The 21125-nt window shown below is 43.0% G+C and carries 16 protein-coding genes; 5 read left to right on the top strand and 11 right to left on the bottom strand.

The features are described from left to right. Positions 1 to 49 precede the first annotated feature (49 nt). From DW862_RS22590 to DW862_RS22540, 11 genes are all read right to left on the bottom strand, one after another. Positions 50 to 1342, bottom strand: coding sequence for a PAS domain-containing sensor histidine kinase (locus tag DW862_RS22590; RefSeq protein WP_120070562.1), 1293 nt, complete (start codon positions 1340 to 1342; stop codon positions 50 to 52). A gap of 53 nt (positions 1343 to 1395) precedes the next feature. Then, a complete protein-coding gene (locus DW862_RS22585; protein ID WP_120070559.1) occupies positions 1396 to 2745 on the bottom strand; it encodes a sigma-54 dependent transcriptional regulator in 1350 nt (449 codons plus the stop codon). Between the two features lie 301 nt (positions 2746 to 3046). After that, a complete protein-coding gene (locus DW862_RS22580) occupies positions 3047 to 4525 on the bottom strand; it encodes a TolC family protein (protein ID WP_004326575.1) in 1479 nt (492 codons plus the stop codon). A gap of 129 nt (positions 4526 to 4654) precedes the next feature. Continuing rightward, positions 4655 to 7264, bottom strand: a complete 2610-nt coding sequence (locus tag DW862_RS22575; RefSeq protein WP_120070556.1) for a PAS domain-containing sensor histidine kinase — start codon at positions 7262 to 7264, stop codon at positions 4655 to 4657. Positions 7265 to 7348: 84 nt separating this feature from the next. Continuing rightward, the gene (locus DW862_RS22570) at positions 7349 to 8602 is read right to left on the bottom strand and encodes an ABC transporter permease (protein WP_120070553.1); all 1254 of its coding nucleotides are present in this window, start codon (positions 8600 to 8602) and stop codon (positions 7349 to 7351) included. 29 nt (positions 8603 to 8631) lie between these two features. After that, on the bottom strand, positions 8632 to 9921 hold the full coding sequence (locus DW862_RS22565; RefSeq protein ID WP_117809076.1) for an ABC transporter permease: 1290 nt from the start codon (positions 9919 to 9921) through the stop codon (positions 8632 to 8634). A 96-nt stretch (positions 9922 to 10017) separates the two neighbouring features. Next, positions 10018 to 10644 carry a GIN domain-containing protein gene (locus tag DW862_RS22560; RefSeq protein ID WP_120070550.1) on the bottom strand — a complete coding sequence of 209 codons (627 nt, stop codon included), beginning with the start codon at positions 10642 to 10644 and terminating at the stop codon, positions 10018 to 10020. 67 nt (positions 10645 to 10711) lie between these two features. Next, positions 10712 to 11377 carry an ABC transporter ATP-binding protein gene (locus DW862_RS22555; RefSeq protein WP_008644652.1) on the bottom strand — a complete coding sequence of 222 codons (666 nt, stop codon included), beginning with the start codon at positions 11375 to 11377 and terminating at the stop codon, positions 10712 to 10714. A gap of 17 nt (positions 11378 to 11394) precedes the next feature. Beyond that, positions 11395 to 12642, bottom strand: a complete 1248-nt coding sequence (locus tag DW862_RS22550; RefSeq protein ID WP_117610451.1) for an efflux RND transporter periplasmic adaptor subunit — start codon at positions 12640 to 12642, stop codon at positions 11395 to 11397. Between the two features lie 233 nt (positions 12643 to 12875). Next, the gene (locus DW862_RS22545) at positions 12876 to 14273 is read right to left on the bottom strand and encodes an NAD(P)/FAD-dependent oxidoreductase (protein WP_120070546.1); all 1398 of its coding nucleotides are present in this window, start codon (positions 14271 to 14273) and stop codon (positions 12876 to 12878) included. 81 nt (positions 14274 to 14354) lie between these two features. Beyond that, entirely contained in the window at positions 14355 to 15260 is a 906-nt protein-coding gene (locus tag DW862_RS22540; protein WP_004314292.1) for a glucosaminidase domain-containing protein, read from the bottom strand. A gap of 110 nt (positions 15261 to 15370) precedes the next feature. Here DW862_RS22540 and cdd point away from each other — a divergent pair, with 110 nt between their 5' ends. From cdd to DW862_RS22515, 5 genes are all read left to right on the top strand, one after another. Further along, the gene (cdd, locus tag DW862_RS22535; protein WP_004314293.1) at positions 15371 to 15853 is read left to right on the top strand and encodes a cytidine deaminase; all 483 of its coding nucleotides are present in this window, start codon (positions 15371 to 15373) and stop codon (positions 15851 to 15853) included. A gap of 2 nt (positions 15854 to 15855) precedes the next feature. Continuing rightward, a complete protein-coding gene (locus DW862_RS22530; protein ID WP_004314294.1) occupies positions 15856 to 16695 on the top strand; it encodes an AraC family transcriptional regulator in 840 nt (279 codons plus the stop codon). An 88-nt stretch (positions 16696 to 16783) separates the two neighbouring features. Continuing rightward, the gene (locus DW862_RS22525) at positions 16784 to 17365 is read left to right on the top strand and encodes a DUF417 family protein (protein WP_117809080.1); all 582 of its coding nucleotides are present in this window, start codon (positions 16784 to 16786) and stop codon (positions 17363 to 17365) included. 99 nt (positions 17366 to 17464) lie between these two features. Beyond that, positions 17465 to 18838, top strand: a complete 1374-nt coding sequence (locus tag DW862_RS22520) for an FAD-dependent oxidoreductase (protein WP_118407349.1) — start codon at positions 17465 to 17467, stop codon at positions 18836 to 18838. Between the two features lie 377 nt (positions 18839 to 19215). After that, entirely contained in the window at positions 19216 to 20916 is a 1701-nt protein-coding gene (locus DW862_RS22515; RefSeq protein WP_120070543.1) for an ABC-F family ATP-binding cassette domain-containing protein, read from the top strand. Positions 20917 to 21125: the final 209 nt, after the last annotated feature.

Genomic DNA, 21125 nt, shown 5'->3' with positions numbered 1-21125 from the left:
AGACAAAAAAAGGTCTATTTGACGGAAGAAATGTTCTTATTTGACACAATTAGGGGAAAGTAATACGGAATCGGGTCAGTCCGTCGGCATAGGTTCGCAAAGAGAATGTGCACCCATGACGCATCAGTACTTCGCGAATAAAGATAAGTCCGATTCCCTGACCGTTCGGTTTGGTAGAGAAGAAAGGACTGAACAGTTTAGTTTCTGTTTCTTTGCTGATTCCCTGACCGTTATCTATCACTTCAACAGTGGCCGGAGCGAGGGTGCGGACTATTATTTCCCCATCGGTTTCAATGCTTTCCGCTGCATTTTTGATGATGTTTACGAGTACTTGCTCAAACAAAGCGGCATCCAGCATCACATCTTTCAGACTTTCGTCTATTTCCATGCGGAGTGTGATGCGACGGTCATTACACATTCCTTCCATAAACCGCTTGCAGGTGAAAACCAAATCATTCAGATTGACAGAAGAAAGTGTCGGTTCGGGAATTTTCACCACATCGGCAAAACGGGTAATGAAACGACTCATCGAGAAACAACGGTCGGTACATACACGCATCACATCGCAGATGTCTTCCATTCCTTCTTCGCTGGAAAGAGCTTGTTCTACCGTATCCAGTGTGGAAGTAATGCCGGCAGTCGTGTTGTTCACTTCGTGGGCAATCATGCGAATCACTTTCTCGTATGCTTTCTTTTCCGCTTTCATCACTTCGTCAGTGAGGGTTTCTACCAAGTAGAAGGGATGCTGAAATCCACGATCAATGAAAGAAGAATGAGTACATCGGTAGATATTCGAGTCGTTCAGACGGACGGTTACCTTCTCTCCTTTCGGGAGGTTGGCTAATTCCACCGCTAACGGAGAATCAATCTCTTTCATCTTCTTGCCTTGTACGTCTTCCAAACGAACACCCAGCATTTTCAAAGCCATCGGATTCAATTCCGAAAGGTCTTCATCAAGGGAAGTTATAATCACTCCCATCGGAGAAGCTTTAATCAGCAAATCGAGAAAATTATTCTGTTCACGCAGGCGGAGACGTTCATTCTTGAGCTGTTCCATCATGCGGTTGAAGATATTCACCACACGATCGGCCTCATATTGGCCTACAGGACTAAGACGGCTACTGAAATCCTGCTCACGCAACAATTCCATACCGCTTCCGATTGTATTCAACGGCTTCACAATCTTACGATAGAAAAAGGTCAGATAAATGAGGATGAAAAGTATCAGCCCCTCCCCTATGTAGAAAAAGATTGTATTCAGTTGACTGGAAAGGAACAGCAATACACTACCTAATGCCAGCAGCAGAAAGACTAGTATGTAAAAGAATCCTTTTATACGCACGTTATCTGTGGTTACGGTTAATCTTAATTTTATTAGGCACGTGCCTAAATCTATCACATTGTTATATTATATTTTTCGAGACGACGATAGAGTGCTGCACGGCTGATACCCAATGCCGTAGCTACCTGACTCAAATTTCCTTTGTAACGGTCCAACGCCTGGAGAATGGTCTGGCGTTCTATTTCATCCAAAGTCATACCAGCCAGAGTTGCGCCTTCGGTCACTCTTGCGTCATCGTGGCGAATATACTGCGCATCAAAGTCGGAAGCATCAAGCAGCGGTTTACCACTTACCAGAATGGTACGTTCCACCAAGTTCTTCAATTCACGAATATTCCCCGGATAGGGCAAACGGCTCAAGAATTGCAGGGCATCGGCAGAGAACTCCGTACGAGGCAATCCGTTGGTTACCGCCTGACGGTCGGCAAAATGACGTGCCAGCAAGGGAATATCTTCGCGACGTTCGCGCAAGGCCGGCAGCTTCACAGTTATCAGATTGATACGATAGAAGAGGTCTTCACGAAAAGTACGTTCGCCTACCATTTTGCGCAAATCGGCATTGGTGGCTGATACTACCCGGATATCCGTCTTACGCGGACGGCTGTCGCCGAGCACTTCAAATGTCTGATCCTGCAATACACGCAGTAACTTCACCTGGCACGAAGGATCGAGATCACCTATTTCATCCAGAAAAATCGTCCCTTTGTTTGCCATTTCGAAACGTCCGATACGGTCTGCGGAAGCATCGGTAAAAGCTCCTTTCTTGTGCCCGAACATTTCACTTTCGAACAGGCTTTGAGAGATACCTCCAAGATTCACTTTCACAAAGGGGTGTTTGGCTCGCTGACTATTAATATGAATGGCCTCGGCTATCAATTCCTTACCTGTTCCGCTTTCCCCTGTAATGAGAACAGAGGCATTGGTCTTTGCTATGCGGGCAATCGTATTCAACACATCCATCAATCCCTGGCTACGCCCGATGATGTGGCTGCGGTCGAAAGAATCGCTCTGTTCCTGCGTTGGTTCCTGTGGAGTGCCCGAAAGTTGGAGTGCCGTTTCGATGCGTTGCAACAAGGCGGCATTATTCCAGGGCTTCGTTATGAAATCAAAAGCTCCTGCCTGCATTCCTTGCACGGCAAGTTGGATACTTCCCCAAGCAGTCATCAATATCACCGGTGTTTCGGGACGGAATATTTTTACTTGTTTGAGTAGGGTCAAACCCTCCTCACCCGTTGTAGAAAGAGTGAAGTTCATATCCATCAGGATTAAATCCGGAGCTACGGAACGTACTACTTCCATAGCTTCCCGCGGACCGGGAACGGTCTGTGCTTCATATCCTGCCCGCTTCAACATGAAGCTAAGCGAAGAACGCACTGCGCTGTCGTCATCAATTATCAGAATCATAGTTAAAATTGCAAGATTCCTCTACCAAGAAAACTTCTTCTGTTTTTTCAATCTTCCAAGAAGAAGTATTTCTTTTTTTATTTCTTTCTTTATTTATAATGGGGGATGAATTTTTCTGTATTATTTACGTATTTTTCATTTCCCGAGTGTTAAAATCGAGTTTCAAAGGTACTATAAATAGTTCGTAATACCAAATGAATCAGGCATAAATACGCAATAGTCTGTTTGCAGACTTGAAAAACTTTTCCCATAATCTCCGGCAAGTTCCTCCATAAGATTCAAAAGCTTTTTCCTCCCCTTTCTATTGCCGGATGATTTCATCAAAATCAGCTTCAAGTTCGGTATTGGTACGAAAATCCCATAGTGTCAGACTGCGAATCTGATAATAATAATACCAATAATAATAAAGTTCGGAAATATGTTTCTGTCTCGCATCATCTTTAGAGTTCTGCGCATCATTCAAATCCAAGGTATTGATTTTACCTATCAGGAAAGTTTCAATACTTGTTTTATATCGTTGCTGGGCTATCGCATCGGCTTCTTTGGCTATGTCCAATTGCTGTGCCTGATTATTGAAATGCTCCACCAACAGAAAAATATCCTGGTTGAAGTTTATCTGTTCCTGACGAATTTTTGAAAGCACTACATCCCGGTTACTCTTGGCTACCCGGACTTTCCCACGGCGTTTTCCCCAATCGAGAATCGGAATCTTAACGCCTACCTGAACAATCTGATTGTCCTGCAAGTTCCTGTAAACGGCCGGAAAATTCCGGTTCTCACCCGTATACCCTACGCTTGCAAACAAATCGACACTACGCAAATTTCCGCGTGCAGTAGCTACTTCATAATCGGCTTCCAACTGGCGGCGACGGATATTCTGTGCAAAAGAATTACGTTCCAATGCTTTATTTAACACCTGATTGTACTCCATCCTCGGGCCATCCACAGCTTCGGGAAGAACCGGGTTTAGTACTTCATCCTCTCCTACTCCCAAAAAGGCACGGAGCTGGAACATCTTGGCATTGAGATCACTCTCTGCTTCCGTCAATGCAGCCTTCGCATTTAAAGCGGAGAGCTTCAACTGCAAGAGTTCATTCTCGGAAATTTGCCCCATTTTGCGTTTGGCAAGGGCTACTTCATAAAGGTGGTCGGCGTTTGTCTGGTTCTGTTTCGCCGTGCCAAGATTTTCTTTTGCCAACAAAAGATTAAAGTAATAAGTGATGGCACGCATCGTCACTTCTTCGGTAGCAGTGATAAAAGCTGCTTTCGCTTCGGCATAACGAACCGGTTCGATGCGTCTGTTCCACTTTATATTATTGACTCCAAAGATGGGTTGTGTAAGTTGTAATGTGACAGGAACCGACATAAAATGCCGGTCTCCTCCGGCTCCCAATTGCTTGATATAGTCGAGAGAGGAAGTCAGCGAAAGTTTACCACCGGTAAGCCAGATGTTTTGATCGATAGAAAGATCACCGGTAAGCCCCAATGTGTTATTACGGACGAAACCGTAAGAACCGTCCGAATTTTGATAGGAACTATATGATTTGTTATAATTGGGCAGGGTTCCGGTCAAGTTGACTTCCGGCAGAAGATCGGCACGAAAGGTACGAAACTCCCAATAGGCCGTTTTCAATTCATTCAAGGCAACAGCAGCGTCAACAGATTGAATACGCGCCATAGCAATGGCTTCATTCAAGGTTATTTCCCTTTCCTTCTGTGCCGACAATGCCAACGGCAGGCAAACGGCAGCAAGAGCAAACAATATACTTTTCTTTTTCATTATGCACAGTATTTTCCACTATGAGAGAATCAAACGATGTGCCAAAAAAGTAAAGTTTTTATTATCAACAGATTAGAAAATAAGAAAAGTGTCCATTTTCGGACACTATGCCCAAAAGTGAACGTTCGATTATTCGCAGTAGTTAGGAAGGCGCACAGTGAAACGAGTGCCTTTACCTACTTCGGAGGTGACGGAGATGGTACCATTCAGACGTTCGATGATGGTCTGACAAATACTTAATCCCAAACCTGCTCCTTGGGTGAAATTATCGACTTTATAGAATCGTTCGAATATATGACGGATACCTTCTTCAGAAATACCGACTCCGGTATCCTCCACAAAGATGCGGGTGTAGCCGGGAACCTCATCATCTTCATAGCCAAAAGTAATGAAACCGCTACTCGTAAATTTAGCAGCGTTATTTATCAGATTATTCACGACTTGCTGCAAGCGTACATTATCTGTCGTAAGGTATTTCTTATCACTTTCGGGCATACGCAACACCAGTTCTACTCCCGGTGGCATATTCAAGCGTTGAGAATCATGGACGGTCTTTAATAACAGCGGCAGGTTATGCTCGGCGAACATAAATTCCATGGTTCCCGATTCGATACGTGACAAATCAAGAATATCATTAATCAAAGCCAGCAACAGGCCATAATTCTTATTAATGGTTCCGATAAACTGGGCAATCTCTTCGCTTGTAAAACCACTCGTATCGCTTAGCAAATCGGAGAAACCTACAATCGCATTCAGCGGAGTCCGAATCTCGTGACTCATGTTGGCAAGGAACGCCGATTTCAGTTTGTCAGCCTGGAGGGCTTTATCACGGGCCTCTCTCATCTCCTGCTCGGCAGTCTTATATCGCTGGATACTCTGACAAACACCTAATATATTGTACAATGAATCTTGTGTCAATCCCGTGATTACGGAAGAACGATATTCCCACCATTCATACTCTCCGTTGACATTCCGCTGACGGAAGTTCAGACGGGTATTGGAATCTTCCCCGGTCAATGCTCTATTAAATAACGGACTTATTTCCTTCAAATCATCAGGATGGATAGTGCGATCCATTTCATCACGGGAGATGGTAGTAACCGATTCATCGTATCCAAGACGTTTCAAGAAACCTTGCGGGAAAATGAAACAGTTCGTTTCCATATCAAACTGCCACGGATATATGGAGCTTTCGTCTACCGCCATATCAAAGAAACGTTTCTGCATTTCTTCATCCGAAATATTCCGCGCAGAAAGTGCCATACCGGTAATTGCGTCCTTTGAACGGATCGGAACTATTTCCCCCGACACAGGGAAGTACTTATCACTATGCACTTCTTTCATGAAAGCTCCCTGCGGTATCTTCACACTTTCTCCTTTTGAAGCTACCTGCTTCAGCATTTTATGAAGAATGTCCTGACCGTTATAATATATTTTGAAGATACTGCCAGCCATCATTCCTTCATAAAAACGCCCACCTGCCTCATACGGCAAATGAAGCATTTGTAATAAGGAACGGTTTGTGAAATGAATGTGCAAATCGGTATCATACGTTATCACACCATCACGGATGGAATGAAATACATTATCGAACTCATTACGCTGTTCCACCAGTTTATTCTGTACCAGCAGACGGGTCTGTGCCTGAATCCGTCGTTTGGATTCACGCCGGTTGGCACGCATCAGCCACACGATAGAGGCTATCAACAATGCGAGGATAGACGGATAGAGAAGTATAAAAAGGTATTTATATTTCTCCCAATATGGTTCATTGACAATGGTTCCGCTAGAGGATACTTTATCAGAGTCGACATGGAAAAAATCTAATTGCTTGTAGTCAAAGATGAATCCTTGTGTAATTTCCGTCACTCCTATATCCCGGGGAGAGGTACCTTTCAAGACCGAAGCAGCCCTTTGAGCAGCCAATGATGCAGAAGTATAGCTGTCGGCATCATAAGCACTAAACACACCGTTAGTCAATCCTACATTTTGAGTTGAAAATACGGGAGCTTTTGAGTTTTTACCTACAAATGAAAGGAAAGGCGACCATTTAGGAGCAACAACCAAACGTTCGTAGCTGTTACGAGGGTAACAAATTGCCGCAATGATATGACTAGTCGTATGATTTTGGGTATTATAGATTTTCATTCTATAATCCGGGTTATCTTTCTGAAAGATTTTCCACTCTTCTTCAAAATCTTCAAGCCCTTTGTTACTTAAAAAGCTGTTATCTATCACACAAACCACTTCTTTCCGGCGGGGAAATATCTTTTGTGCCTGACGTAATATGACGTCGAAATCCGGATTGGCTGTGAATCCACAAACATTGGGATGAGCAGTAATCAACTTCGTATCAGGATACTTAATACCGAAAAACACCACCGGAATCTGCAAAGGCAACGAATCTCCACACGCAAAAAGGGTATAAAAAGCTTCATCACTCGCAGTTACAATCAAATCTGTCTGCCTGTCGCGGGCACGCTGACAAAAACGACGCATGATTACCTTCTCGGAATTGAATGCCCAAAAATCCGCATCAAGATATTCCGTTGTTATGTTCACCTTCAAACCACTCTCTTTAAACCCTTTAGCCAAGCCCTGATTAAGGTCACTGTGCCAAGGAGTCTGCGAGGTGTAAGACTGTATAAAAAGGATATTGAATGTACGTTCCGCTGCCGCCGCCTGCGTAAGAACAGCAAAAAACAGAACTATAAACATACAATAATAGCGTCGATTCATATAGTTAAAACCTGCGGTGTTTTCAATATTATGCCGACAAAGATACGTTAAATCTATTGAAAACAAATAGATAGCCCAAGTTTTTTATTCTTCGCGCAGCGCTTCGGCAGGCTGTATGCGGATTACCTGACGGGCAGGAAACCAAATACCTATAAGAATCATTAAAGACATCAGGAAGTAGGTTATGACAAATGTAATAAGAAAACGTACTACTCCCCACTCCATATACCCTTCAGTCAACTCCAGATGGCCGATATTATAACAGATGGCGGCGGCAGGCAAAGCAGCCAGAGTCAATAATAGCAATCCTTCTTTATTTAAACGTTGCCAAAGCTGCATCCGGCTGGACCCGACTGCTATACGAAGCGCAGACTCGGTACGACGGTGCTGCGTACGGAACCAGAAGGTGCCGACAATACCCAACAGGATATTAAGCAATAAGAAGCCCATCATCCAGAAACGTACCTGTACCTGATTATAACTTCCTTGCTGGAAGTCATTCCGCAGATCTTCATAATCATGCACTTTCAGGATGAATAAGTTACCGACACTCAACTGGTTGGCGGACAATTTCATCAAATGTTCCGCAAAGTCTCTGGAAGTCCCCGGTTTCACTCGCAGACAAACTTCTACACTCGAAGGATAAAGTTCATCGTCAAGTTCGACCATTATCTTTTCAGTAAGTTCAATGGCTACATACCGGTCACTGTAGTTAGGCCAAAAGTCATTGTAACGCACTTTCTTCGAAACTCCCCCTATCTTGTACACTTTTGTAGAATCATCCACATCGACCATTTCTTTACCCAACAGCGTACGATCGCCTTTATAATCTTTGGGCCAGAAATTTTCACCAACAACGACATTGCCATTCCTTAAAGCTTGCACCAACGGCTGATAACCACGCCCATCAGCACTTTGATAACGGAAGACCTGAAAAAAGTCAGGGGTTACCGAACGCCGTAGCGGACTACTAACCAATGTATCGATACGCAACATACTACCGGAATTACTCCCGATATAGGGACGCGCATTATTGGATATTGAAACGGCCTCCACTTCCGGCAATCTCCGGAGACGATTGGTCAACTCGATAATATCTTGTCCTAAAGATGTACTCTTTTGCTCTTTCGAAAGATAGGAATTACTCTTGTCGTTTTTCAGGCTTAGCTCCAAATAATACGTATCGGTAATATCAAATCCTACCGGTTCGTAATAAGTACGCGCTGTCACATACGTCCAGTCGACCACATACCACAGGACCACAAAAACAATTAATAGTTCTGACCATAACCATCCGTTTGACCGGCGCTCGTTCCATATTTGTTTTAATAGTTGCATTTTCTTTAGAATTTAGATGAGTTGAAGAATTATCTTTCGTTGATGGCATCCACAATATTGGTGCGAGTTACTCTCCATGCCGGAATGGCGGCACTTAATAAATTGAGTAAGAAGCAAGCCAGAAATGCCAGCAGGAATACGGTAGGATCGAACAGTAAGTCGACACACATGGTCCGCAAATCTTCCACCCCATTGGATACAAAGTCTACGGAGAAAAGCATTCCTCCCAAAAGGAAAGCGGCGACATAACTTAATACCAGTCCGAGAATTCCTCCGAACAGGGAATAAAGCATATTTTCGGATAGTACCTGCATCATAAGCTCCCGTCTGGGGGCACCAAAGGCTTTTCGCACTCCTATTTCGGAGATACGCTTACGCATGCGTGACAAAGTAAGTCCGGACAAGTTGACGGCAGGAACAATCAATAAGACAAGTAATGTCAGTATGTATTGCCGTACTGCTTCTTTCACAGCAGGAGGATTGTTGGCGGAATAGCGTTGCGCGGCTACGAAATAAGTATCAGGCTGTCCGCGATAGAGTAAATCGAAATTGGGATGCCCTGCCATAAAGATAGCCCGCAAGCGGTCTGCCTCCTGACGAATAGCCGGAAAATCGTCTTTCGATTTAGCCAGTATATAGACGGCAGTCATACCCATGATATTGTCATCGCCCCAAGTGGCTGTAAAGGCACTTGTTGAACTCAAAGGAATCCAAACTTGCGCATAGGCGTATTTCGCCAGTTTAGAGACCGGACGTACCACTCCGCAAACAATATAAGCCGAATGATTCAGAAGGAATGTTTTTCCAACCACTTCTGATGTTCCGAACAAGCGGCGAGCCATATCTTCGGAAATCACAGCTTTTGCTGCTCCGGCATCAAAATCGGCATTATCATACGGCTTACCGGATAGAAACTCAAATTCAAATATTTTCCAGAAAGCATCGTCTGTTTGCAACACACTACAACTTTCCATCTCACCTGCCGGTTTAGCAGCCAGCATTGTTTCCTGCCAGATATTGGTTATGGAAACAACTTCGGGAATTGTCATTGCTTTGAAACAAGCCTTTGCCGTATTGTATCCGATAGGGCCATTGCTTTGCCAATTCACGTTGGACTTATTTTGAAGTCCGGCAAACCGGAAAATAAGCATCCGGTCACGATGGGTTTCCGGTGCAAAGGGAGCAATAGTCGCACGTAAAGTAATCACAATTACCATTATCATAGCAATAGCCAAAGCTGTACCAATAATGGAAATAGATGAAAGCAGTTTATTTTCTCCCAACAGATGGAATGCTTGTTTAAAATAGAGTTTTATCATGATCGTTACCAGTATAGAGTTCAGTATATTTCTTACCCGTCTTTTTTATTTTTCTTCGATTAGGTTCCACAGAAGTTCGTCAAAGAACGTTCCATATTAGAAATTCCATCCCTTCTTTGTTATATCCTTACATTTCAGGCTTTTGTGATTGATTTTACCAACACCATCCTTTTTAAAGAAAGCAGTATCAGCCTTACCTGATAAAGTGATATTACCTACTCCATCCACTTTAGCCTTGATAAGGCCACAGTCAACATTCATTTTCATATTGCCTACTCCGTCGACATCGAGTTTCAGTTCATCGCAATGAAGATTTTTCACGTTGCAATTTCCCACTCCGTCAAGTTCGAAAGCTATATTTTTAAGATTCAATTTTTCCTTTGCATCAAAGTTCCCTACCCCGTCGATTTTCACTTTACTCAAATCGGGAGCAGTGATGTAAAAAATCAGATTCTTGACATTCTTTACGTTCTTCTCTTTATAATCGATAACCAGTGTGCCGTTCTTCACCGTTACCCGGGTTTTCTCTACAAATTCAGAAGGCCCTCCCAAACGGCAGGTACATTCTGCCGATTGAGCGAAAATAATATTTCCGACAGATTGCAGGTTGATGGCAGAAAAGTCGCCTACATTATAATCTTTACTCACATTTTGTGCCGATAGCGAACAAAAAGCAACACTTAACAGGACAGCTATCGCAACGATGAAAATATTCTTTGTCATGGTGGTTTTTAATTTAGAGATGTATCAATCTGTTTTTCTATTTAGTTTCATGTATAAAACGCAGGTTCTACTGCACTTGTCGTCCGTCAAAGAAACGAATGGTACGCGAAGTCTGCTTCGCCTGTTCTTCATTATGGGTAACCATGACGATGGTGCGTCCGTCTTCTTTATTCAGTCGGTGAAGCAGTTCCATGACTTCGGCTCCCATCCTTGAATCCAAGTTACCTGTCGGCTCATCGGCAAGGATTATTTCAGGATTACCGATAATAGCACGGGCAATAGCTACACGTTGGCACTGACCACCGGAAAGTTGTGTAGGAAAATGTCTCATACGATGGCTTAACCCTACTTTTTCCAATACCTCTTGCGCCAACCGCTTTCGCTCACTACTGCCAACACGGCGATAAAGTAAAGGCAACTCCACATTATCCGTCACATTTAACGAATTAATCAGATGAAAAGACTGAAACACAAAACCAAGCGTTTTATTACGAAAAACGGCCAATTCTTTGTCTTTCATTCCTTCGGTACGTATTCCATTGATTTCCACTATTCCCATGGTAGGTGCGTCAAGTAATCCCATTATATTCAACAATGTAGATTTTCCGCACCCGGAAGGTCCCATTATACTTAGGAATTCTCCACGTTCTACCGTCAGATTCACATTTTCCAACGCTACCGTTTCAATCTCATCAGTACGGTAAATTTTGGAAAGAGAGTTCAATGTTATCATAACTTCTAGTGTTTAATTTATTTAATCTTCAGCTTATTCTTGTTCTTATATGCACTCATATCACTTACCACTACCCTGTCACCCGGTTGCAATCCACTCAAAACTTCTACATATTCAAAGTTTGAATCACCCAACTGTATCTTACGTTTGACCAGTTCATTGTCAGAGTTGCAGACAAACAATTCGTATTCACCACGCCCCACATAGAAAGAGCCATTGGCAACACGCATCACATCTTCCTTTACAGCATTCATCACATAAACATCCGTCTTCAATCCGGAGCGCAGACGACGATGATTATCTTCCTTCAACTGAACCGTGAATGATATGACGCCATTTTTGGATAACGGTGTTACACTGCTGACCGTTCCTTCCAGTTTATCGCTTCCTATCTTAACAATTGCTTTTCCTCCAGCTGCCACACGGTCGCCATACGTATCAGCAATCTCGCCTTCCACCTTAAAATGACTTAAATCAGAAATGATAGCGACTTGTCCACCTTCGGAAATCTGCGCACCAATCTGGTTGTTAATATAGGTAAGAATAGCTCTGCGCGGAGAACGGATTTGCGCGTCATCCAAAGTACGTTTCTTTTCGGAAAGACTCTTACGGAAGATATTAAAATCAAGTTCCTGTACTTTCAGTTCGGCAGCAGCCACCTCCTTCTCATTTTTATATTGTTGCCGGAGTTGTTCGTACTCTAACTGGGCAACATTATAGCTCAATTCAGCCTGGCGCACTTTATCCGTTGTTCCCGCACCGAGACTGTCCAAATAGTGTTCATTTCTCAACTCCACCTTCATCCGGCTTAATTTCATAGCCGAAACTTTGATCTGCATCGCCATATCCGAAAGCTTCGTCTGATTATTGACACGAAGCTGATCGAGCTTATACCGACGCATCTGCTCTTCGTCCAGCAACTTTTTATATTCGGTTTCCGTACTCTGAAGATCGAGTTTCAGAATCGGAGTACCTACATCTACGCTATCTCCTCCTTTTTTATAAACTTCAAGAATACGACTGTTGATTGGAGAATTGATAATTTCTTCAAATGCAGGAACCACCTTGCCGGAAGCACTGACACTTACCTCAATAACTCCTGTATCGACTGTGGAAAAGACAAGATCTTTTGCCTCCACTCCTGCCCTTAGTACAGATATAAGTACACCAATGACAACAATACTTGCCACCCCGATGGATGAATAACGAATGATCTTCTTGTTACGTTCTTTCTGACGTATTTCTTTAGGAATTTCTCTGTCCATATCTGATCGTTTACGATTTTATCATGTATCAATTTAGCATTTTATATACCAAATCTATGCCAAAACCGTAAGTAATTGATAAATAGAATGTAACAAAAAACAAAGGGTGTCCGATATCGGACACCCTGTACGAATTTACTGTTCAGAATATGAATCTATCCACCTGTCGGCGGAAGGTCAGTATACCTGGATAATGACGGATTGTCAACTACGGTATAATGACTTCTCATTGACTATTTTTTCTCTAGTTCGGAAGCTTGCTGAATCTCCTGCGGAGAGTGTTGCTTCGGTTCCTGTATCAGTTCTTTTCCCCAATGATTAGTCTCCTCCAGCTTTTCACGATCGCGAATTTCTTTTGCTTTACGGGCATAGACAATCATACGCATGGATTGATCGTAAGTGAAATAATTCCAGATCCAATTTAAGAGCACAATCACTTTATTACGAACTCCAAGGATAGAACGCAGATGAACAACCAGCCACATCACCCAAGCAAACCATCCCTGCATCTTTACTTTACTAAACTCTGCCACGGCACGATTGCGCCCGACAGTCGCCATCGAACCTAAATTGCGGTAATGGAAAGGTTTCATTTCCTGTCCTTTTTCCATACGAATCAGATTCTTTGCCAATAGTTCTCCTTGCTGGATCGCCACTTGTGCCAGTTGAGGATGCCCGTTCGGGTAATTTTCATCAGCTAACTGAATACATTGGTCGCCAATAGCAAACACATTGTTCATCCCTTCTACACGGTTGAATGAATCGACTTTAATACGTCCTCCACGCCCAATCAGAGAGGCATCCAGATTGCCGATAGTCACACCGGTAACACCACTCACCCAGATAAAAGTACGCGTGGCAATCTCTGTACCATCTTCGAGTACTACTTTATGGTCACGATAATCCACAACACGTTTATTCAACAGGATATTTACTCCCATTTCACGGAGAAACTGTTCAGCATGTGCAGAAGATTCTTCTGACATTCCGGCAAGCAATCGCGGCCCGGCTTCAATCAAATAGATATGCATCAGACTGCTGGGCATATCAGGATAATCATTCGGCAAGACAAATTTCTTCATCTCGGAAAGTATTCCGGCTACTTCTATCCCGGTAGCTCCACCTCCTACAATTACAATATTCAATAGCTCTTGTTGTTCCTGCTTTGTTGAACAGGTCAGCGCTCGTTCCAGATTAGCCAGAAGAGCGTTTCGCAATCCCATCGCTTCTGACACATTTTTCATCGGCATGGCTTCCTCTTCAATATGTTTATTACCGAAATAGTTGGTTGTAGTACCTGCTGCTAACACCAGATAGTCATATTCTGCTTTTCCGATGGAAGTCTGTATCATATTCTTTTCCGGGAAAATGGCACGTACTTCCGCCATACGGAAATAGAAATCTTTCCGATGCTGGAATATTTTACGGAAGGGGAAGGATATGGAAGTTGGCTCCATACCAGCCGAAGCCACCTGATAAATCAAAGGAGGAAACTGATGATAGTTGTTTTTATCTATCAATACGACTTGAAAGCCTGACTTTTTCAGCTTGTTAGCCAGTTTCAAGCCACCGAAACCACCGCCTACTATGACGACACGTTTCTTATTACTTTTTGCAATGTTTAGACTCATATTCTAATCATGTTTTATCAAGATAATAACACATGAATGAGTCATTAAGTTTCCGAAATTCGAAACTTTTGAGAGAAGTCTCTACCGCAGACGCAATCTATCTCCGATTTCCGGAACATACTCACCATCCTTACGATTCATCTTATACAGATTTTTGAGGCGGATACCATATTTTTGAGAGATGCCATGCATGGAATCTCCATCTTTCACAACATATACAGTATAAGGTTTGGAAGCCTTTTTCTTCTTGCTCTTCAGGTAGATGATATCTCCTTCCATCAAGGTATAATCACGCTGCAAGTCGTTGTACTTCACAAGTTTTTTCCAACTAATATCGAATTCGTTGCCTAAATCTTTAAAGGTATCACCGTTGCGGGCTACCACATAAGCGATATCATTAGCGATATACACCTGATGCGGGCTCATCAACCAAGGATTCTTTTTCAGCTTCCGTTCCGAATATACACCCTTACGGTCGTATTTATACAAGTCATAATCTTCGATAATCGTAATCAGACGGTTAGCATAAGAAGGATCGGTAGCATAGCCTGCTTTTTTCAGTCCACGCGCCCAGCCTTTATAATCGGTGATATCCAGTTTGAAAAGAAAAGCGTAACGGGCACCTCTTCTAAGGAAGTCGGAATGATCTTCGTAAGAGTCACGCGGATGCTTATAAGCACGGAAACATTCGTTGCGCGCATCATCATCATGACGAACCGTACGTCCCCGCCAACTGCCACCACACTTAATACCAAAGTGGTTATTACTCTTTCGTGCCAACTGGCTGTATCCGGCACCGCTTTCCAGCAATCCTTGCGCCAACGTGATACTCGCCGGAATCTTATGAAGCTTCATCTGTTCAACAGCCAAATCACTATACTTATTTATATACTCGACGTAACGGGCATTCCGTTTCTGTGCCTGCACTCCTACAGCAAAGAAAAAAACAACGGTTAAAAAGATAAGTCTATGCAGTTTATTCTCCATTTTTATTCAGATGTGAATTAGATGGCACAAAAATCCGAAAAATAATTGGGATTATCAATCTCTTTCCTAACTTTGTAACATTAATTGTAGAAACCAATACCCTGACGTATATGAAAGACCTCACAATTACCGCTATTATTAAAGTATATCAATATGATGAGTTGAATGAGGGCGATCGGTCACTTATAAAGACTGCCATGGAGGCAACAGCTCGTAGTTATTCTCCGTACTCCCATTTCTCCGTAGGTGCCGCTGCGCTATTGGGCAACGGGACAGTAGTGACAGGAACCAATCAGGAAAATGCGGCCTATCCGTCGGGGCTTTGTGCAGAACGTACTACATTATTCTATGCCAACTCCCAATATCCCGACCAACCGGTTGTCACTCTTGCCATTGCGGCACGAACGGAAAAGGACTTCATCGACCATCCGATTCCTCCCTGCGGTGCTTGCCGGCAAGTGATTCTGGAAACGGAAAAGCGTTACAAACACCCCATCCGCATCCTATTATATGGCAAAGAATGTATCTACGAAGTAAAAAGTATAGGTGATCTACTGCCATTATCATTTGACGCATCAGCAATGGAGGATTAATTATGTTACAACAATATCACACGAAACTAAAAGGAACACTCGCACTTACAGACTCTTATCTGACAGAAAAAACACTGCAAAAAGAAAAAGGGCTTTATAAATTTATATGGGTACGCAACGGAAGCATCACGGTAGAAATCGACCATCAGGAAATGACGCTTACCCAAGATGAAGTGATTTCACTCACTCATCTGCAACACCTCGAATTTAAATCGATTGATGGTGAATACCTGACTTTATTGTTCAACAGCAATTTCTATTGTATCTATGGCAACGACCATGAAGTGTCATGCAGCGGCTTCCTGTTCAACGGTTCATCTCACCTGATCCGTTTCACACTGAACGAAAAAGAACGTAAAGAACTCGACACTATTACCGAAGCACTGGAAAATGAGTTCACCGTTTCCGACAGCCTGCAGGAAGAGATGCTGCGCATCCTGCTGAAACGTTTCATTATCCAATGTACCCGGATTGCACGTCATCGCATGAATATCACCCGTGAAAAAGAATCCGGATTCGAGATTGTCCGCCAATACTATAACTTGGTCGACGAGCATTACCGGACGAAGAAACAGGTGCAGGACTATGCCGATATGTTGCATAAATCTCCCAAAACACTATCGAACATCTTTTCTACCTGCAAACTGCCTTCGCCGCTTCGGGTTATCCACGAACGGGTGGAAGCGGAAGCTAAACGTCTCCTGCTTTACAGCAACAAAAGCGCCAAAGAGATTGCCGATATTCTGGGATTTGAAGACCAGGCTTCTTTCAGCCGTTTCTTCAAAAATATGACCGGACAGAGCGCCGTGCAATTCAGAAACACACAGGAAGGGAAAAATTGACAAGGCATACGGAAGTATTGCCATTTTGGGGGTAGTGGAAATGGACGACCTTTGCGACATAAGATAAATCCATTAAAACCCCAACAAAATGAAAGAGAAATTGATCGTTTTACTGACCTTCACTTCAAGTCTGAAAAGTTTTGGTATGAAATTTATCCGCATTGCCATCCTGGTAGTATTTGTATGGATAGGCGGATTGAAGTATTTCCATTATGAAGCCGACGGGATTGTTCCGTTTGTTGCCAACAGTCCTTTTATGAGTTTCTTCTATGCTAAAGGTGCACCCGAATACAAAGAACATAAAAATGCGGAAGGTGCTTTTGTCCCGGAAAATCGTGCATGGCACGAAGCAAACCGCACTTATACTTTCTCTTACGGACTGGGAGCTCTTATTATGGGTATCGGCATACTGGTATTCTTGGGAATCTTTTTCCCAAAAGTGGGATTGGCAGGCGACACCCTCGCCATTATCATGACGCTCGGCACACTTTCTTTTCTTGTCACCACCCCGGAAGTCTGGGTTCCCGACTTGGGAAGCGGAGAATTCGGTTTCCCATTACTATCCGGTGCAGGGCGGTTGGTGATTAAAGACATCGTGATCCTAGCCAGTGCCGTAGTGTTATTATCCGACTCGTCACAACGCGTACTCAAAACACTTAAAAAAGACTAAGACAACCACTAAAGAGGATTCTGACTTCTTGCCATTGCGGAACAAATCGTATTTTCAGACTGTTATATAGTCTCATACAAATCGTTAATACAAGAAGTTATGAAACAATATGATGCAATTATTATAGGATTCGGCAAGGCAGGGAAAACCCTGGCTGCCGAACTTTCCAACCGCGGATGGCAAGTGGCCATCGTAGAACGTTCCAACATGATGTATGGAGGAAGCTGTCCGAATGTAGCCTGTATCCCAACAAAGACGCTGGTGCATGAAGCCGAGGTTTCCGCTTTGCTTTACCACGATGATTTTCCGAAGCAGGCGAATATGTACAAACAGGCCATCGGCCGAAAGAACCGCCTCACTTCCTTTCTTAGGAATGATAATTACGAAAGACTAAGTAAACGTCCTAATGTGACTATCTATACCGGAACGGGGTCTTTCATATCCGCCGATACCATAAAGGTGGAACTTCCCGAAGGAGAAATCGAACTGAAAGGAAAAGAGATATTTATCAACACGGGATCTACTCCCATTATCCCTGCAATAGATGGTATTCAGCAAAGTCAGCACGTATATACCAGTAGTGCGCTTTTGGACTTAAGCGTACTTCCTCATCACCTGATTATCATAGGTGGAGGATATATCGGACTGGAGTTCGCTTCTATGTATGCCGGTTTCGGCAGTAAAGTGACGATACTCGAAGGAGGAAACAAATTTATGCCTCGTGAAGATCGGGATATTGCAAACAGCGTCAAAGAAGTGATGGAGAAGAAAGGTATTGAAATCCATCTGAACGCTCGTGCGCAGTCTATCCATGACACGAATGACGGAGTGACACTAACTTACTCGGACGTATCCGACGGTACTCCTTATTATGTAGATGGAGATGCCATTCTTATCGCAACGGGACGTAAACCGATGATTGAAGGATTGAACCTGCAAGCAGCGGGTGTAGGAGTTGATGCCCACGGAGCTATCATCGTAAACGATCAGTTACGCACTACTGTTCCTCATATATGGGCAATGGGAGATGTGAAAGGCGGATCGCAATTTACATATCTCTCGCTGGATGATTTCCGGATTATCCGCGATCAGCTCTTCGGCGACAAGAAACGTGATATCGGAGACCGTGATCCTGTGCAATATGCAGTGTTTATTGATCCGCCATTGGCACATATCGGAATCAGTGAAGAAGAAGCTCTGAAAAGAGGATATTCATTTAAGGTTTCCCGGTTGCCGGCTTCCTCCATCGTCCGTACCCGTACATTGAGACAGACTGATGGTATGCTAAAAGCTATCATCAATAATCATAACGGGAAGATTATGGGCTGTACTCTATTCTGCGCCGATGCTTCAGAAATCATCAATATCGTAGCTATGGCGATAAAGACAGGCCAGACGTCTACATTCTTGCGCGATTTTATCTTCACGCATCCCAGTATGAGTGAGGGATTAAATCAACTGTTTGATGTATAAGAATAAGAAAGAGTATAACTCACTTCTAAAACAGAGCCTCTGAATAGGGTAAACAGAGGCTCTATTTGGAGTAATCGGAGGCTCTGAATGAGGTAAACGGAGCCTCTAAATAAATGAAGTTCATTCTTTTTCAGTCTTAATAGAGTGAAATCTAATAGAAAGTGTTATCTTTGCAGCCAAGTTAAACTATATACCTACCACAATGAGAATTACTAAGTAAGACAACACTTCTAAGTAAACATCACTTTTCTTATATGCTTTTTCTATTTTGTTAAGCATCACGAAATCCGTGTTGTTTAGCCAGTATTGTGTTTGTCGTTCCCCCTATCCTGTGTTTTTTTTCACTCTATTTTCAACCTCAAACCCAATAGATCATCATGTCTATCAGTATCCAACAAATCAGCTATATCCATCCGGATAAAGAAGTATTATTCAGTGACCTCAATTTCGCCATCAGTAAAGGGCAGAAATTGGGATTAGTCGGTAACAATGGTTGTGGCAAATCTACTTTGCTACAAATTATTGCCGGACAGTTATCACCCTCTTCCGGTGTCATTGTCCGCCTGGACGACCTATATTATATCCCGCAACATTTCGGGCAATATGATTCACTGACCATTGCACAAGCTCTTCAAATAGAGCGTAAACAGCAAGCTCTGCACGCTATCCTGGCAGGAGATGTCTCAAACGAGAATTTCACCATTCTAAATGATGACTGGAATATCGAAGAACGTTCCATCGCCGCTCTCGATTTATGGGGATTAGGACAGTTTACGCTATCCTACCCGATGAATCTGCTTAGTGGCGGCGAAAAGACCCGCGTATTCCTGGCAGGTATGGACATTCATCATCCATCTGTCATACTTATGGATGAACCGACCAATCATCTCGACTCTTCCGGCAGACAACGTTTATATGACTGGGTAGAGAAATATCGTTCCACCCTGTTGGTGGTAAGTCATGACCGTACTCTGCTCAATCTTCTCCCCGAGATTTGCGAACTAGAGAAGCATCAAATCAATTATTATGGCGGAAATTACGAATTCTACAAAGAACAAAAAACGCTGATGCAGGAAGCATTGCAACAACGTATTGAAGAAAAAGAAAAGGCACTACGTATTGCCCGTAAAGTGGCTCGCGAAACGGCCGAACGCAGGGACAAACAGAATGTACGCGGCGAAAAGAGTAATATAAAAAAAGGAGTTCCACGCATTGTATTGAACGCACTCCAAGGGAAATCCGAGAAGAGCACTAGTAAACTGACTGGCGTTCATCAGGAAAAAGCCGAGAAGTTAACAGATGAGCGCAACCAGCTTCGAGGTTCGCTCTCTCCGACTGCTGCATTAAAAACCGACTTCAATAGTTCCTCGCTTCATACCGGGAAAATATTAGTGACAGCAAAAGAGATTAATTTCAGTTATCATTCCAATTCGATTAACAATAATATTCTGACAAATGATGAAATAAATTTGTCTGACACAGGTTATCATCCCAATCCGAATAGCAATGATATTCAGGAAAATAGTATCTCAAAACAACAGCTTTGGCAAGCTCCTGTCAGCTTTCAACTAAAGAGTGGAGACCGCCTCCGTATAGAAGGAGCCAACGGTAGCGGGAAAACAACTCTATTGAAATTAATCACCGGCCAACTTCAACCACAGGAAGGAACCCTGACACGGACGGACTTTAGCTATGTCTATTTGAATCAAGAGTATTCGATCATTGACGACCGGAACAGTATTCTTGAACAGGCTTACGCTTTCAACAGCCGGAATCTGCCGGAGCATGAAATAAAGATTATTCTAAACCGTTACTTGTTTCCTGCATCCGAATGGGACAAATCCTGCCGGAAACTTAGTGGTGGTGAGAAAATGCGTCTCGCTTTCTGCTGTCTGATGATTAGTAACAATACCCCTGATATGTTTATCCTGGATGAACCTACCAACAATTTGGACATACAAAGTATTGAAATTATCACTGCTACTATCAAAAATTATGCAGGTACTGTGATAGCAATCTCACACGACAATTATTTTATTCAGGAAATTGGTGTCGAACAATGCATTTTATTGAGTTAGTCTATTGATATTTTATCCAGGGCAACCGCACCAAAATTTAATTCATATCCGCACAGTTTTGAATAAAATAATGGAGTATTCTGGAAACGTTGTGGTAAATCAGAAAAAGATGATTGAGTTTTTAAGATTCCCCGTTATCTTTTTATTATAAGATACGGGTCAAAGGTGAGGGTTGGTGAGGGTAGATTTATAACTTTCGTATTTTTTTT

Source organism: Bacteroides sp. AM37-9, assembly GCF_003603455.1.
Lineage (GTDB): Bacteria > Bacteroidota > Bacteroidia > Bacteroidales > Bacteroidaceae > Bacteroides > Bacteroides xylanisolvens.
This window is presented reverse-complemented; position numbering and strand designations above follow the sequence as displayed.

What these genes read in the sequence shown, in the direction of transcription:
- DW862_RS22585 (WP_120070559.1), bottom strand. Translation starts at nt 2,745, where the DNA reads ATGATTCTGATAATTGATGACGACAGCGCAGTGCGTTCTTCGCTTAGC.
- DW862_RS22580 (WP_004326575.1), bottom strand. Translation starts at nt 4,525, where the DNA reads ATGAAAAAGAAAAGTATATTGTTTGCTCTTGCTGCCGTTTGCCTGCCG.
- DW862_RS22575 (WP_120070556.1), bottom strand. Translation starts at nt 7,264, where the DNA reads ATGAATCGACGCTATTATTGTATGTTTATAGTTCTGTTTTTTGCTGTT.
- DW862_RS22570 (WP_120070553.1), bottom strand. Translation starts at nt 8,602, where the DNA reads ATGCAACTATTAAAACAAATATGGAACGAGCGCCGGTCAAACGGATGG.
- DW862_RS22565 (WP_117809076.1), bottom strand. Translation starts at nt 9,921, where the DNA reads ATGATAAAACTCTATTTTAAACAAGCATTCCATCTGTTGGGAGAAAAT.
- DW862_RS22560 (WP_120070550.1), bottom strand. Translation starts at nt 10,644, where the DNA reads ATGACAAAGAATATTTTCATCGTTGCGATAGCTGTCCTGTTAAGTGTT.
- DW862_RS22555 (WP_008644652.1), bottom strand. Translation starts at nt 11,377, where the DNA reads ATGATAACATTGAACTCTCTTTCCAAAATTTACCGTACTGATGAGATT.
- DW862_RS22550 (WP_117610451.1), bottom strand. Translation starts at nt 12,642, where the DNA reads ATGGACAGAGAAATTCCTAAAGAAATACGTCAGAAAGAACGTAACAAG.
- DW862_RS22545 (WP_120070546.1), bottom strand. Translation starts at nt 14,273, where the DNA reads ATGAGTCTAAACATTGCAAAAAGTAATAAGAAACGTGTCGTCATAGTA.
- DW862_RS22540 (WP_004314292.1), bottom strand. Translation starts at nt 15,260, where the DNA reads ATGGAGAATAAACTGCATAGACTTATCTTTTTAACCGTTGTTTTTTTC.
- cdd (WP_004314293.1), top strand. Translation starts at nt 15,371, where the DNA reads ATGAAAGACCTCACAATTACCGCTATTATTAAAGTATATCAATATGAT.
- DW862_RS22530 (WP_004314294.1), top strand. Translation starts at nt 15,856, where the DNA reads ATGTTACAACAATATCACACGAAACTAAAAGGAACACTCGCACTTACA.
- DW862_RS22525 (WP_117809080.1), top strand. Translation starts at nt 16,784, where the DNA reads ATGAAAGAGAAATTGATCGTTTTACTGACCTTCACTTCAAGTCTGAAA.
- DW862_RS22520 (WP_118407349.1), top strand. Translation starts at nt 17,465, where the DNA reads ATGAAACAATATGATGCAATTATTATAGGATTCGGCAAGGCAGGGAAA.
- DW862_RS22515 (WP_120070543.1), top strand. Translation starts at nt 19,216, where the DNA reads ATGTCTATCAGTATCCAACAAATCAGCTATATCCATCCGGATAAAGAA.